This is a genomic window from Sphingomonas sp. (assembly GCF_964263785.1).
Taxonomy (GTDB): Bacteria; Pseudomonadota; Alphaproteobacteria; order Sphingomonadales; family Sphingomonadaceae; genus Sphingomonas.
Window position 1 is genome coordinate 86,570 of the sequence record NZ_CAXVWL010000026.1, and the last position, 13,391, is coordinate 99,960.

Annotated in this window: 13 protein-coding genes; 9 read left to right on the forward strand and 4 right to left on the reverse strand. The window is 69.2% G+C overall.

Features of this window, described 5'->3' with window-relative positions:
* Positions 1 to 21: 21 nt before the first annotated feature.
* The 9 genes from ACE5C1_RS04290 to xrtA all read left to right on the forward strand — a co-directional run bounded on the left by ACE5C1_RS04290 (position 22) and on the right by xrtA (position 10,611).
* Positions 22 to 660: an XrtA/PEP-CTERM system exopolysaccharide export protein gene (locus ACE5C1_RS04290; RefSeq protein ID WP_374942820.1), complete on the forward strand. Its 639-nt coding sequence runs from the start codon at positions 22 to 24 to the stop codon at positions 658 to 660.
* Between the two features lie 140 nt (positions 661 to 800).
* Entirely contained in the window at positions 801 to 2,321 is a 1,521-nt protein-coding gene (locus ACE5C1_RS04295) for an XrtA system polysaccharide chain length determinant (protein WP_374942821.1), read from the forward strand.
* An 8-nt stretch (positions 2,322 to 2,329) separates the two neighbouring features.
* Positions 2,330 to 3,385, forward strand: coding sequence for an AAA family ATPase (locus tag ACE5C1_RS04300; protein WP_374942822.1), 1,056 nt, complete (start codon positions 2,330 to 2,332; stop codon positions 3,383 to 3,385).
* Positions 3,382 to 4,998: a hypothetical protein gene (locus tag ACE5C1_RS04305; RefSeq protein ID WP_374942823.1), complete on the forward strand. Its 1,617-nt coding sequence runs from the start codon at positions 3,382 to 3,384 to the stop codon at positions 4,996 to 4,998. The genes ACE5C1_RS04300 and ACE5C1_RS04305 overlap by 4 nt, the downstream gene beginning before the upstream one ends.
* Before the next feature lie 13 nt (positions 4,999 to 5,011).
* Positions 5,012 to 6,058 (forward strand): ExeA family protein, encoded by a 1,047-nt coding sequence (locus ACE5C1_RS04310; protein ID WP_374942824.1) that lies wholly within the window; start codon positions 5,012 to 5,014, stop codon positions 6,056 to 6,058.
* Positions 6,058 to 6,912, forward strand: a complete 855-nt coding sequence (locus ACE5C1_RS04315) for an XrtA system polysaccharide deacetylase (RefSeq protein ID WP_374942825.1) — start codon at positions 6,058 to 6,060, stop codon at positions 6,910 to 6,912. Before ACE5C1_RS04310 ends, ACE5C1_RS04315 begins: the two co-directional genes overlap by 1 nt.
* Positions 6,909 to 7,958, forward strand: a complete 1,050-nt coding sequence (locus ACE5C1_RS04320; protein ID WP_374942826.1) for a FemAB family XrtA/PEP-CTERM system-associated protein — start codon at positions 6,909 to 6,911, stop codon at positions 7,956 to 7,958. The genes ACE5C1_RS04315 and ACE5C1_RS04320 overlap by 4 nt, the downstream gene beginning before the upstream one ends.
* Entirely contained in the window at positions 7,958 to 9,112 is a 1,155-nt protein-coding gene (locus ACE5C1_RS04325; protein WP_374942840.1) for a TIGR03087 family PEP-CTERM/XrtA system glycosyltransferase, read from the forward strand. The genes ACE5C1_RS04320 and ACE5C1_RS04325 overlap by 1 nt, the downstream gene beginning before the upstream one ends.
* Positions 9,109 to 10,611: an exosortase A gene (gene xrtA, locus ACE5C1_RS04330; RefSeq protein WP_374942827.1), complete on the forward strand. Its 1,503-nt coding sequence runs from the start codon at positions 9,109 to 9,111 to the stop codon at positions 10,609 to 10,611. The genes ACE5C1_RS04325 and xrtA overlap by 4 nt, the downstream gene beginning before the upstream one ends.
* Here the strand turns inward: xrtA and ACE5C1_RS04335 are convergent.
* The 4 genes from ACE5C1_RS04335 to ACE5C1_RS04350 all read right to left on the reverse strand — a co-directional run.
* A complete protein-coding gene (locus ACE5C1_RS04335) occupies positions 10,608 to 10,790 on the reverse strand; it encodes a hypothetical protein (RefSeq protein WP_374942828.1) in 183 nt (60 codons plus the stop codon). The two genes, xrtA and ACE5C1_RS04335, sit on opposite strands and share 4 nt — an antisense overlap.
* Positions 10,790 to 11,215, reverse strand: coding sequence for an MAPEG family protein (locus ACE5C1_RS04340; protein ID WP_374942829.1), 426 nt, complete (start codon positions 11,213 to 11,215; stop codon positions 10,790 to 10,792). The genes ACE5C1_RS04335 and ACE5C1_RS04340 overlap by 1 nt, the downstream gene beginning before the upstream one ends.
* A gap of 60 nt (positions 11,216 to 11,275) precedes the next feature.
* The gene (locus ACE5C1_RS04345; RefSeq protein ID WP_374942830.1) at positions 11,276 to 12,331 is read right to left on the reverse strand and encodes a deoxyhypusine synthase; all 1,056 of its coding nucleotides are present in this window, start codon (positions 12,329 to 12,331) and stop codon (positions 11,276 to 11,278) included.
* Positions 12,332 to 12,455: 124 nt separating this feature from the next.
* On the reverse strand, positions 12,456 to 13,391 hold a 936-nt coding region (locus ACE5C1_RS04350; RefSeq protein WP_374942831.1), incomplete at its 5' end, for a type III PLP-dependent enzyme.

Sequence of the window (13,391 nt, forward strand, 5' to 3'; positions counted from 1 at the left end):
CAGCGCGAGGAGACCGAAGTCATGCGTTCCGCCCGCCCAATCCTCGGCATCGCGCTCGCCGCGACCACGCTGTCGGCGTGCGCCGGCGGCACCGGCGGCCGCCCCGAGCTGCCGCCCGCATCCTACGTCGCCAATCGCGAGCTGCCGGGCGAGGAGTATGTCATCGGCCCGCTCGACCAGCTCAACATCTTCGTGTGGCGCAACCAGGAGCTATCGGCAAAGGTCCAGGTCCGCCCCGACGGCCGTATCACCACGCCGCTGGTCAGCGACATGCCCGCGGTCGGCAAGACCCCCGCGATGCTCGCCGACGACATGAAGAAGGCGCTCGCCCAATATATCAAGGACCCGATCGTCTCGGTCATCGTCGAGAACTTTTCGGGCACCTACAGCCAGCAGGTCCGCGTCGTCGGCGCGACCGAGAAGCCCGCGTCGATCCCGTACCGGGCCAACATGACGCTGCTCGACGCGATGATCGCGGTCGGCGGGCTCAACCAATATGCCGCGGGCAACAAGGCACGGCTCGTCCGCTACGACCGCGAAACCGGCAAGCAGAAGGAGTTCGCGCTCCAGATCTCCAGCCTGCTCAAGAAGGGCGATTCGCGCGCCAACGTCCGGTTGGAGCCGGGCGACGTCATCATCATCCCCGAATCGATGTTCTGAGGAGTGATGTTAATTCGGCTCTCGCCTCAGGGCGGCACCAGCCCGCTCCCCCACCCGGCCTCCCACACGGTATCCTCGTTGGGTGGCCGGGTGGGGGAGCGGGCTGGTGCCGGCCCTCCAGCATCGCTGGAGCAAAAGTCGTGAACGGACTTTACGACGAAGTGCGGCTGGCGCTTCACGCCATCTGGACGCGGCGCTGGCTGGCGCTCGGCGTCGCCTGGGGCGTGTGCGTGCTCGGCTGGCTGGTCGTGTCGCAGATGCCCAGCCGCTACGAATCGCGGGCGCGCGTGTTCGTCCAGCTCCGCTCGATCCTCCCCGATGCGCTCGGCACACCGGGGCAGGCACAGGACCAGAAGAGCGTCGACACGATCCGCCAGACGCTCGTCTCCGCGGTCAATCTGGAGAAGGTCGTGCGCGGCACCGACCTCGCCAACACCGTATCGAGCGACCGCGACGTCGCCGACCGGGTTTCGGGGCTGGCGCAGGCGATCAAGGTCGAGAGCCAGCAGGACAACCTCTTCCAGATCACGACCAGCGCGGGCAGCCCCAAGCTGGCGCGCGACATCACCCAGAAATTGATCGACATCTTCGTCGAGCAGAATCTGGCGGGCGACCGTACCCAGAGCACCCAGTCGCTGCGCTTCCTCGACACGCAGCTCAGCGCACGCCAGCGTCAGTTGCAGGATGCCGAGGCGAAGCGCGCCGACTTCCAGAACCGCTACCTCGGCAGCCTGCCGGGCACCGGCACGGTCAGCGATCGCATCTCCGCCGCGCGCACCCAGATGGCGCAGGTCGACGGCGACCTCGCCGCGGCGCAGTCGAGCCTGGCGGCGGTATCCGGCCAGATGGCGGGCACCGCGCAGTCGGTGGCGGGCGCAGGCGGCATCCCCGGCGCAGGCCCTGCACGCGCGCGGCTGATGGCGATCCAGGGACAGCTCGCCGACGCGCGTGCCCGCGGCTATACCGAGGCACATCCCGACGTGGTCGCGCTCAAGGGTCAGCTGGCGGCGGCGACGGCGGCCGCGCGCGGCGAGCCGACCACGGGCGCAGGGGCGGGGGGATCGCCCAACCCGCTGTATCTGTCGCTCCAGGCGATGCAGGCCGACAAGCAGGCGCAGGTCGCATCGCTTCGCATGCGCAGGAACCAGCTGCAGGGCGACCTCGACCAGCTCGACAGCAAGCTGGCGGGCGACCCGCAGGTCGCCGCGCAGCAGGGGCAGATCGACCGCGACTATGCGGTGCTAAAGACCGCCTACGACCAGCTGCTGGCGCAACGCGAACAGATCGCGATCCGCGGCCAGGCGCAGACCCAGACCGACGGCAGCCAGTTCAAGGTGATCGACCCGCCGACGCTGGCGCGCGCGCCGACCGCGCCCAACCGCTTCCTGCTGCTCACCGGCGTGCTGATCGCAGGCGTCGCAGGCGGCATCGGCGCGGCGTTCGCGCTCGGGCAGCTGCGCTCGACCTTTGCGACCTCGGGCCGGCTCGAAAAGGCCGCGGGCATGCCGGTGATCGGCGCAATCGGTGAGGTCGTCACCCGCATCCAGTCCGAGGAGCGCATGCGCCGCCTGAAGCTGTTCGCGGGCGGCGGCGCGGGGCTGATCGCGGCGTACGTGCTGCTGCTCGGTGTCGAAATGCTTCAGCGCGGCCTGGCGGCGTGAGGGAACCCATGACCAAGACGCTCTCTTTGCTGGAACGTGCGGCGGCGAAGTACGACTTCGGCGCACCTGCGCGCGCGCCGGTGCCCGTGGAGCTCGCAAATCGCGTTCCAGTCAACGATACAACCTCTCGTCACCCGGGGCTTGACCCGGGGTCCCGCTTCTTCTTGCCGCCGGAAGGTAGCGGGACCCCGGCTCAAGGCCGGGGTGACGGAGGGGTTGAGGCTGCGCTCTCTCCTAATTCCCCGGACGAGTTCGATCTCTCCCACATCCCGCCCGAACTCCGCGAAGGCGCGAGCGAGGACGAACCGTATCTGCCCCCCCTCGACGGCCCCGTCGCGATCGACCGGTTGATGCTCGCCGAGCGCGGGATGATCGTTCCCGGCGCGCCGGTCGGCCCGCTCGCCGAGGAGTTCCGGCTGGTCAAGCGCCAGCTGCTCATCACCGCCGGGCGAATTGCGGACAGCGATACGCCCGACAAGGCGCGTAGCGTCCTCGTCTGCTCGGCCAAGCCGGGCGAGGGCAAGACCTTCTGCTCGCTCAACCTCGCGCTCTCGGTCGCCGCCGAGCGCGACACCGAAGTGCTGCTGATCGACGCCGATTTCGCCAAGCCCGACGTGATGGCACAGCTCGGATTGGCCGACTCGCCCGGCCTGCTCGACGCGCTCGCCGATCCGTCGCTCGACCCCGAGGCGCTGGTGGTCGGGACCGACGTGCCGCACCTGTCGATCCTGCCCGCCGGATCGCGGATGGCGATCGACACCGAGCTGCTCGCCAGCGCCCGCACCCGTGCGGTGATCGCGCGGCTGCTCGCCGCCAATCCGCGCCGCCTGCTGATCTTCGATTCGCCCCCCGCGCTCGCCGCCTCGCCCGCCGCGGTGCTGGCGATGCTGGTCGGGCAGGTCATGCTGGTCGTCCGCGCCGACCGGACGCCCGAGAACGAAGTGCGCGAGGCGGTGTCGTTGCTCGACGGGTGCGAACATATCGCGCTCGTCCTCAACGCCGTGTCGTTCGTCCCCGGCGGCGCGCGCTTCGGCAGCTATTACGGTCAGGAGGACAGGTCGTGAACCGCTACGCACTTCTGGCGAGCGCCGCGTTCGTTTCCATCGTTATCGCGGTCTCACCCGTGCAGGCGCAGGACGGCAGGCGCGTCGTCGTCGCGCCTTACATCGAGATCGGGCAGGTGCTCGATGCCGATCTGACCAACGACAACACGCTGACCTACACTTCGCTCGCCGCGGGCGTCGACGCGTCGATCGCGGGCCCGCGCGCCGAGGCGCAGATCAGCTATCGCTACGAGCGCCGGATCGCTTGGAACGACGACATCGGCGACGACGACATCCACAGCGGGCTCGCGCGCGCGACGGTGCGGCTCGCGCCAGGAATCAGCGTCGAGGCGGGCGGGCTCGCCACGCGCACCCGCTCGGACATCCGCGGCGCGGCGCCGGGATTGCTGACCGGCGATTCGGGCAACATCAGCCAGCTCTATTCGCTCTACGCCGGACCCAGCATCGTCCGGCAGAAGGGTGCGCTGACCGTCGGCGCGGATTACCGCATCGGCTATACCAAGGTCGAGACGCCCACTTTCGGCACGCTTGCGGTGGGGACGCCCCGGCTCGATTACTATGACGATTCGCTCAGTCAGCTGGCGACCGCGCGCGCCTCGCTCGCGCCCAACACCGTGCTGCCGGTCGGCCTGACCGCAAGCGGCGCGTGGGAGCGCGAGGATGCGGGCCAGCTCGACCAGCGCTACACCGGCTGGTACGCGCGCGGGGACGTGCTCGCACCGGTCTCAGCCACCGTCGCGCTGACCGCGGGCGTCGGCTACGAGCGGATCACCAGCACGCAGCGCGACCCCTTGCTCACCGCGGCCGGCGTACCGGCGACCGACGGCAACGGCCGCTTCGTCACCGACCCCGCCTCGCCACGCCGCGTCGCCTATCGCACCGACGGGGTGTACTACGACGCCGGCGTCGTCTGGCGCCCCAACCGCCGCACCTCGGTGGAGGCGCATGCGGGCAAACGCTACGGCACCGAAAGCTACACCGGCGCACTGAGCTATCAGGCGTCCAGGAGCGTCGGCTTGCAGGTGCAGGTCTACGACGCGGTCCAGACCTTCGGGCGGCAGCTGCGCCAGGGGCTGGCGACCTTGCCGACCGGCTTCGTCAACGCGCGCGATGCGTACAGCCAGCAGTTCAACGGTTGCGTCTTCGGCACCAGCGGCGACGCGCCGGGCGGGTGCCTGAACGACGTGTTCCAGTCGATCTCGACCGCGAGCTACCGCACGCGCGGGCTCGACGGCGTGCTGTCGGCGGCGCGCGGGCGCAACACCTTCGGCGCGGGCGCAGGCTATTCGAACCGCAAGCTGTTCGCGCCCAATCGCGGATCGGGCATCGTCACCTACGGCCTCAATGACCAGAGCTGGTACGGACAGCTCTTCTATTCGCGCAACCTGACGTCGGACTCGGGTCTCGATGCCAACGCCTTCGTCAATTACTACGACAGCGACTTCGCCGGTTCCGACGACATCCTGTCGATCGGCGCGACGGGCAGCTATTACCGCAGTTTCGGGCGGTTGCAGACGACGGGAACGCTGGGGCTCTACCATTTCGATACCGGCGGTGCGCTGGGGAGCGCGCTGTCGGCGCAGGCGCTGATCTCCGCGCGCTACACCTTCTGACACGGGGGCAGTCATGTACGACGAACATTTCGGGCTGACCACGCGCCCGTTCCAGCTGACCCCGGACCCGCGCTTCTGGTTCAGCACCGCCACCCACCGCAAGGCGATGGCCTATCTCGGCTACGGCCTGGCACAAGGTGAGGGCTTCATCGTCATCACCGGCGAGATCGGCGCGGGCAAGACGACGCTGGCGGGGCATCTGGTCGAAACGGTCGATCCGCAGCGGTTGAGCGTCGTCCGGCTGGTGTCGACCGCGATTCACGCCGACGACCTGCTGCGCACCGTCGCGACCGCGCTCGGGGTCGATCCGCACGGGCTCGCCAAGGCGCAGCTGCTGACCGCGATCGAACGGAGCTTGCACGCGGTCGCGCGCACCGGGCGGCGAACGCTGCTCGTCGTCGACGAGGTGCAGGCGCTGCCCGTCGACAGCCTCGAAGAGCTGCGGATGCTCTCCAACTTCCAGGGGAGCGGGCATGCGCTGCTGCAGATCCTGCTGCTCGGCCAGCCCGAGTTCCGCGACCGGCTGCACGGCTCCGACGCGCTGGAGCAATTGCGCCAGCGGGTGATCGCGATCCACCATCTCGATCCGATGGGCGAGGACGAGGTCGCCGACTATATCGCGCACCGGCTGAGCGTCGCCGGGTGGCAGGGCCGCCCCGACTTCGCCGACGATGCCTTTGCCGCGCTGCACCAGGGGTCGGGCGGCGTGCCCCGTCGGCTGAACCATCTCGCGGGCCGGACGATGCTGGCTGCGGCGGTCGAGGGCTATGAATTGATCGACGCCGATCTCGTCCGCTCGGTGCTCGGCGACCTTCAGGCTGATCTGCCGATGCCGAATGCACCGACGGTCGTGGAGCCGGTGGAAACCGTCGTGCCGGACGCCGGACCGGCGCCTGCGGACGCCGCGCTTGCCGCGCGCGTCGCCGCGCTCGAATCGCGGATCGAGCAACAGGATGCGGCCTTGCGCCGGGTGCTGACCCTGCTCGTCGACTGGGTGGATGCCGACCAGTCGCGTGCCGCCCTCGCCGCCGAGCCCGCCGCCTGGGAAGCCGCCGCCTGATGTTTCAGGCGCCCGTCCAGAAGAGCCGTATACTCAACGGCATGTCGGTCGATATCGAGGAATGGTTTCAGGTCGGCGCCTTTGAGCGCGTCATCGACAAGCGCGACTGGAACGGCCTCGACTCGCGGGTTGCCGACAACACCGCGACCGTCCTCGACCTGTTCGCCGAGACCGGCACCCACGCGACCTTCTTCACGCTGGGATGGGTCGCGGAGCGCCACCCTGCGCTGATCCGCCGCATCGTCGGCGAGGGGCATGAGATCGCCAGCCACGGCTGGGACCACCAACGCGTCTTCACAATGGACCCCGCAGCGTTTCGCGCCGACCTCGCCCGCACCCGCGCGGCACTCGAGGATGCCGCCGGTGTCGCGGTTACCGGTTACCGCGCGCCCAGCTTCTCGATCGACGCGCGCACGCCGTGGGCACACGCGGTGCTCGCCGAAGAGGGCTATCGCTATTCCTCCAGCGTCGCCCCCGTCCGCCACGACCATTACGGTTGGCGCGAGGCGCGCCGCTACGCCTTCCGGCCGCTCGCCGATGCGCCGCTGATCGAGCTGCCCGTCACCGTCGCCGAGTTCGCCGGGCGCAGGCTCGCGACCGGGGGCGGCTTCTTCCGCCTGCTCCCCGCCGCGATCACCGACTTCGCGGTGCGACAGGTCAACGGGCAGGGGCAGCCCGCCATCTTCTACTTTCACCCCTGGGAAGTCGACCCTGGCCAGCCCCGCGTGATGGGTGCGCCGCTGCGCTCCCGGTTGCGCCATTATTCGCGTCTCGGCGCGATGAGAGGCAAGATGAACGGCTTGCTCGCCCGCCACGCATGGGGCCGCATCGACGCGGTGATCGCCGCCGCATGACGATGCCGCTCGTCATCGCGCCCGTCGGCATCCGCGAGGCCGACCTGACCGACCCGCGCGAGGTCGCGGCGATCGACGCCTTCGTTGCGGCGACGTCCGGCGCGACCCCGTTCCACCTTCCGGCATGGAGCCGTGCGGTCGCTCGCGGCTGCGGCCAGCGCGCGCGTTACCTCGTCGCCGAGCGCGCGGATGGGGGACTCGCGGGGGTGCTGCCGTTGACCGAGATGCGCTCGGCGCTGTTCGGTCGCGCGCTGGCTTCTGCCGGCTTTGCGGTGGACGGCGGCATTTTGGGCGACGCGGTCGAACCACTCGCGTCGGGCGCGTGGGACCTGGCGCAGCGGCTCGGTTGCCCCAGCGTCGAACTGCGCGGCGGCGTTGCGCCCGATGGCTGGACGGTCGACGACACCAGCTACCTGGGCTTCGCACGCGCACTGGCGGTCGACGACGAAGCCGAACTGCTCGCGATTCCCCGCAAGCAGCGCGCCGAGGTGCGCCGCTCGCTCGGCTTCGATCTCGACGTGTCGGTCGGCACGTCGCCCGCGATGCTGGCGGAGCATTACCGCGTCTATGCCGAGTCGGTCCGCAATCTCGGCACGCCGGTCTTCCCCGCGGCGCTGTTCCGCGCTGTCGTCGAGACGATGGATGCCGATGTGCTGACGATCCGGCACGCGGGCAGGGCGGTCGCCAGCGTCCTCAGCCTGTATTTCGCAGGCACGGCCTACCCCTATTGGGGCGGCGGCACGGCGGCGGGGCGGGCGTTGCGCGCCAACGACCGGATGTATTTCGAGCTGATGCGCCACGCGCGCGCGCGCGGCTGCACGCGGTTCGACTTCGGGCGGTCGAAGGCGGGCACCGGCGCGGCGGCGTTCAAGAAGAACTGGGGTTTCACGCCCGAGGTTCGCCGCTATGCCAAGCGCAGCGAGGGACCGGGGCGCACCGTAAACCCGCTGAACCCGAAATATGCGGCTGTGATCGCGACGTGGAAGCGGCTGCCGCTGCCCATCGCCAATCTGGTAGGCCCATGGCTGTCGCGCGGGCTGGGGTGATGCGCGACATCCTGTTCCTGGCGCACCGGGTGCCATTCCCGCCCGATCGCGGAGACAAGATCAGGAGCTTCCACATCCTGAAACACCTCGCGGCGCGCGCCCGCGTCCACCTCGTAGCGTTCGCCGACGAGGCGGCCGACCGCGACCCGCCGCCCGCGTTCCGCCGCCTGCTGGCGAGCTGCACGATCGTGCCGCGCACCAAGTCGCGCGCCCGGGCGCTTGCCGAAGCGATGGCGAGCGGACGTCCGGTGTCGTTGACCGCCTTCGCGCACCCGGCGATCGCCGCGGCGGTTGCCGAGCACCCGCACGCCGCGACCTACGTCTTCTCCGGGCAGATGGCGCAATATATCGCGGCGCCGCACATCATGGACTTCGTCGACGTCGATTCGGCCAAGTTCGCCGCTTTCGCCGATGCGGCGCGCGGCCCGATGCGCTGGCTGATGCGTCGCGAGGCGCGGCTGTTGTCCACGTTCGAGCGCGACGTCGCCGCTCGTGCGAGTGCAACCGCCTTTGTCAGCGCCGCCGAAGCCGCGCTGTTCGGCGGCCCGCGCACCGTGGCGATCGAGAACGGCATCGACACCGCGTACTTCGATCCACAGGCTTCGTTCGTGCGCTTTCCCGCCGACGACTCGCCGCTGATCGTCTTCACCGGCCAGATGGACTATCGCCCCAACATCGACGCGGTCGCCGCCTTCGCGACGCAGGCGCTTCCCGCGATTCGCCGCCGTTACCCGGCCGCGCGCTTCGCGATCGTCGGTCGCGCGCCCACAGCGACGGTCAGCGCGCTCGCTCGCGAGGATGGCGTCCTCGTCACCGGCGGAGTCGACGACGTGCGCCCGTGGCTCGCCGCCGCCGACGTCTGCGTCGCGCCATTGCTCCTCGCACGCGGCGTCCAGAACAAGGTGCTGGAGGCGATGGCGATGGCGCGCCCGGTCGTCGCCTCCGCCGCGGCCGCGGAGGGCATCGATCACGGCGCTTCGATCCATGTCGCCGACGATGCCGCCGACGCGGTCTGCGCGGTGCTCGCCGATCCGCTGGCGGCCACGGCGCTGGGGAAGGGGGCCCGCGCGCAGGTCATGCATCGCTACGCCTGGGACGCACGCCTGGCGCCGCTCGACGCCCTGCTCGACCTCGACCAGGCGCGCGCCGCATGACGATCGCCGTCCCCGTATCTGCCTTCGGCTCGGGCGTCTGGCGGAAGCACCTCGGCGCGCTGGCGCTTGCGTCGGCAGCCATCCTCCTGCTCTTTTACGGTGACGTCACTCGGCTCACCGGGACGTGGTGGACCAGCACCACCTTCGGGCACTGCCTCTTCGTCGGCCCGGTCGTCGCCTGGCTCGTCTGGCAGCGCCGCGCCGAGCTTGCGCGCCTTACCCCCGCTGCCTGGGCTTCCGGCCTGGCGTTGGTCGCAGCGGGAGGGTTCGGCTGGCTGCTCGGGGAAGCAGGCTCGGTCACCTTCGCGCGCCAGTTCGGCCTCGTCCTCATGCTGCAAGGCGCGGTCGTGACGTTGCTGGGGCCCAATGTCGCGCGTGGGCTGCTGTTTCCGCTCGCTTATACGCTGTTCCTAGTCCCATTCGGCGAATGGCTCGAGGTGCCGCTCCAAGCGGTCACCGTCGCGATCGTTATGCCGCTACTTCACCTGGTCGGCATGCCTGCGGCGTCGAACGGCGTGCTGATCCACGCGGGCCGCTATTATTTCGAGGTTGCCGAAGCGTGTTCGGGGGCGAAGTTCGTCATCGCGATGCTCGCGTTCGGGACGCTGGTTGCGAACGTCGGCTTTACGTCGTGGCGCAGGCGTACGGCGTTCATGGCCATGGCGCTGGTCGTGCCGGTCCTCGCCAACGGCGTGCGCGCGTTCGCGACAATCTGGGCGGCGGACCTGACCTCGGTCGAGGCGGCGACCGGGTTCGACCATATCGTCTATGGCTGGGTATTCTTCGCCGCCGTCATCGCCGCGGTGCTCGCGCTCGCCTGGCGCTGGTTCGACCGCGCGCCGGATGCACCCGCGTTCGATCCGGCGGCGCTGGGCATGCGGTTTCGCGCGACCGGCTTGCCACTCGCCACCATGCTGGTGGTCGCGATTGCCGGACTGTTCCCCGCGTGGAGCGCTGCCGTCGATGCGCGCGCGACTACCGTGCCCGCGCACATCGTCCTTCGCGAGGTGCCCGGCTGGCGACGCGTGTCGCTCGATAGGCGTGCCGCATGGCAACCCTATCATCCCGGTGCCGATCACGTCGGTATCGCGCGCTACGCCGATGGCCAAGGTGCCGTCGATCTCGCCGTAGCGGTCTACGGCCATCAGGGCGAGGCGCGGGAACTCGCGGCCTTCGGCACCGGGGTGCTGCGCGAGGAGGACCGCTGGGTCCGCGTCGCCGACCTGGCTCCGCTCGCCGGCGGCTCGGCGATGCGGATCACCGTGCCGGGTCCGGTCGAGCGGGTCGTTGTCACCTGGTACCGGATCGGCGGGATCACCACCGCCGACGAGCGCCGCGTCAAGATCGAGACGGCGCGCGCGCGTCTGCTCGGGCTCGACCAGACTGCGGCCGCGATCCACCTGTCGGTCGTGCTCGCGCCGGGGATCGACGCCGAAGCGACGATCCGCCGTTTCCTGGACACGGCGGGGCCGGTCGAGCGGCTTGCGGGCCTCCGCTAACGCAGCTTCGCGATTGCCAGCCCATCGGCCTTGGCGCGGTCCTTGATCGACTCCTCCGACCGCGTCATCGCCTTGGATATCGCCTTCAGGGCCATGCCCTTCTTGGCCAGCGTGTGCAGCTTCTGGATCTCGTCCTGCGTCCACGGCTGGCGGTGCCGCTCGAACCCTTCCTTGGCCATCAGAACACCGCCATCGCAGCGTGGAGCGTCAACGCGACGAGGACCAGGCTGGAGAGGAGGAACAGCACGAACCGGAACGCGACCCGGTTGATCGTCGCCTGCACCAGGCTGTGCGCGACCCGCAAGCCGACATAGGCCCAGGCGAGCGCCACGTTGAACGGATGCACCGGCCCGATCAGCGCGAGCACCAGGCACACCGCGTAGAACAGCGTGGGCTGCTCGGCCAGATGGTTGTAATTGTGCACCTTCCACTGGGCTTCGGCGGGCAGAGCCCGGTCGCCATCGGCCGGCTTCGTGCCGACCAGCGTGCCCAGATCGATACCCGCCGCGCGCATCGCGGGCAGCCGGGTCGCGAGCGCCCAGGCGAGCATGACCAGCGTCCACGCGATCAGCGCAACGACGGGTCTGAGTAGGTCTGCGTGCATGGATTGGCCTCCCCCGATTTTGCGGGAGAGGCCTGCATCAGTTCGCGAAGGCCTGCAACGTCAGTCGGCGAAGATCGTCGCCCATTTGCGCTTGGCCCGGTCCTTCCACAGCCCGCGGTGCCAGGCGTCGGACGCCAGCAGCGGCATCACCGAGCCGGCCTCGGCGAACACCATCTGCTCGATCGCGGTGTTGACCTTGCCCCAGCTCGCCGCTTCCTGCAGGGTCGAAGACGAGCAGGCGCCGTCGCGGACGTCGGCCACGGTGATCTGGACCGCATATTTGTGCACCGCGACGTCCTCGTGGCCGAGGATCTCGGCGCAGACGACGGTGTCCTGGACGAAGTTCTTCGGCACCCCGCCGCCGATCATCAGCAGGCCCGTCGTGCCCGCCTCGATCTTGATCTGGGTCAGTTCGCGGAAGTCGGCGATCGCGTCGAGCAGCAGATAGGGCTTGCCCGCCTTGGCGCGGTCGACCTGGTGCTTGACCAGCCCGAACCCGGCCGACGAGTCGACGAAGGCCGGGCAGAAGATCGGCACGTCGTGCTCATAGGCGAGCTTGACGAGGCTGTTGTCCTTCTTGCCGTGCTCGACGAGGTACTTGCCCATCTCGCGGATGAACGCGCGGCTGCTGTACGCCTTCGGCTCCAGCGACTCCGCGATCTCGAAGATCGTGTGGTCGACGTGCTGGAGCTGCTCCTCGTCGATATAGGTGTCGTAGATGCGGTCGATATAGAGCGAGCGCAGCGTGTCGTCGTCGGGCACCTCCAGCGCCTGATAATGCTGGTGGCCGAGGCCCTCGAAGAAATCCATGTCGACGATGGTTGCGCCGGTGGCGACGATGCAGTCGACCATGTTCGAGCGGACCAGCTCCGCATAGAGGTCCATGCACCCGCCCGCGCTGGTCGAGCCCGCGATGACGAGGACGACGGTGCAATCCTTGTCGCCGAGCATCTGGTTGTAGATGTCGGTCGCGCGGCCGAGGTCGCGGCTGGTGAACGACATCTTCTTCATCGCATCGACGATCGGGCGCGCGTCGAAGGTGCGGATGTCGATATGCGCGACCTTTGTCGATAGCAGCTCCGCCTTGCGGGTGTCGTTGATCTTCGTGTCGGTCATTGGTCAATTCCAAAGCACATCGTCACCCCGGGCTCGACCCGGGGTCCCGCTTCTCCCTTCGAACGCCAGAAGAAGCGGGACCCCGGCTCAAGGCCGGGGTGACGGGGAAGGTGGACGTTGTTTCTTACAGCGTGACGACGTTCGTCGTGCGTTCGCGTTCCACAGGCACGTACAGCGACGTCATCGGCTCATCCGCAACGATAACCGCTTCGTTGGCACCGAAGCCGTTGAACGCGGTCCGCATCGCGCAGCCGTAGGCGCCGAGCATGCCGATCTCGATGTAATCGCCGGCCTGGGTGTCGGCGGGGAGCAGGAACGGGCCCGCCATATGGTCCATGTCGTCGCACGTCGGGCCGTAGAAGCTGAACGCGAGTGGCCGCGCGCGGCTGTCCGGCTCGCGGAGCAGCCGCACCGGGAAGCGCCAGCCGATATGCGCGGCATCGAACAGCGCGCCGTACGCGCCGTCGTTGATGAACAGCTCGTCCCCGCGGCGCTTCTCGACGCGCACGACGAGCGAGCTGTATTCCGCGCACAGCGCACGCCCCGGCTCGCACCACAATTCGGACGAATAGCTGACCGGCAGGCTCTCGAACGACCGGTGGATCGTCTCGAAGAACCGCTCGAGCGGCGGCGGCTCCATGCCCGGATAGCTCGACGGAAAGCCGCCGCCGACGTCGATCACGTCGACCGTCACCGCCGCCTCGACGATCGCCGCGCGGACGCGCTCCATCGCCTGGGCGTAGGCCTCCGGGGTCATCGCCTGCGACCCGACGTGGAAGCAGATGCCGAGCGCATCGGCAGCCTGACGCGCCGCGAACAGCAGGTCCTTCGTCTCGCCAGGCGCCGCGCCGAACTTTGACGCGAGGCTCAGCTTGCTATGCTCGGATGACACACGAAGCCGAACGCATAGCGTCAAATCCTCGGCGTGGCCGGTGGCACGCGTGATCTTCGCCAGCTCTTCCAGGCTGTCGAGGCTGAACACGCGGACGCCGTGGGTGGCGTACGCCTCGCGGATCGCTTCCTCGGCCTTGACCGGGTGCATGAAGCACAGGGTCGCCCC

Excerpts from the sequence above, each read along its gene's own strand:
- ACE5C1_RS04300 (WP_374942822.1), top strand. The coding sequence starts at position 2,330 with ATGACCAAGACGCTCTCTTTGCTGGAACGTGCGGCGGCGAAGTACGAC.
- ACE5C1_RS04340 (WP_374942829.1), bottom strand. The coding sequence starts at position 11,215 with ATGCACGCAGACCTACTCAGACCCGTCGTTGCGCTGATCGCGTGGACG.
- ACE5C1_RS04290 (WP_374942820.1), top strand. The coding sequence starts at position 22 with ATGCGTTCCGCCCGCCCAATCCTCGGCATCGCGCTCGCCGCGACCACG.
- ACE5C1_RS04345 (WP_374942830.1), bottom strand. The coding sequence starts at position 12,331 with ATGACCGACACGAAGATCAACGACACCCGCAAGGCGGAGCTGCTATCG.
- ACE5C1_RS04335 (WP_374942828.1), bottom strand. The coding sequence starts at position 10,790 with ATGGCCAAGGAAGGGTTCGAGCGGCACCGCCAGCCGTGGACGCAGGAC.
- ACE5C1_RS04320 (WP_374942826.1), top strand. The coding sequence starts at position 6,909 with ATGACGATGCCGCTCGTCATCGCGCCCGTCGGCATCCGCGAGGCCGAC.
- ACE5C1_RS04310 (WP_374942824.1), top strand. The coding sequence starts at position 5,012 with ATGTACGACGAACATTTCGGGCTGACCACGCGCCCGTTCCAGCTGACC.
- xrtA (WP_374942827.1), top strand. The coding sequence starts at position 9,109 with ATGACGATCGCCGTCCCCGTATCTGCCTTCGGCTCGGGCGTCTGGCGG.
- ACE5C1_RS04325 (WP_374942840.1), top strand. The coding sequence starts at position 7,958 with ATGCGCGACATCCTGTTCCTGGCGCACCGGGTGCCATTCCCGCCCGAT.
- ACE5C1_RS04315 (WP_374942825.1), top strand. The coding sequence starts at position 6,058 with ATGTTTCAGGCGCCCGTCCAGAAGAGCCGTATACTCAACGGCATGTCG.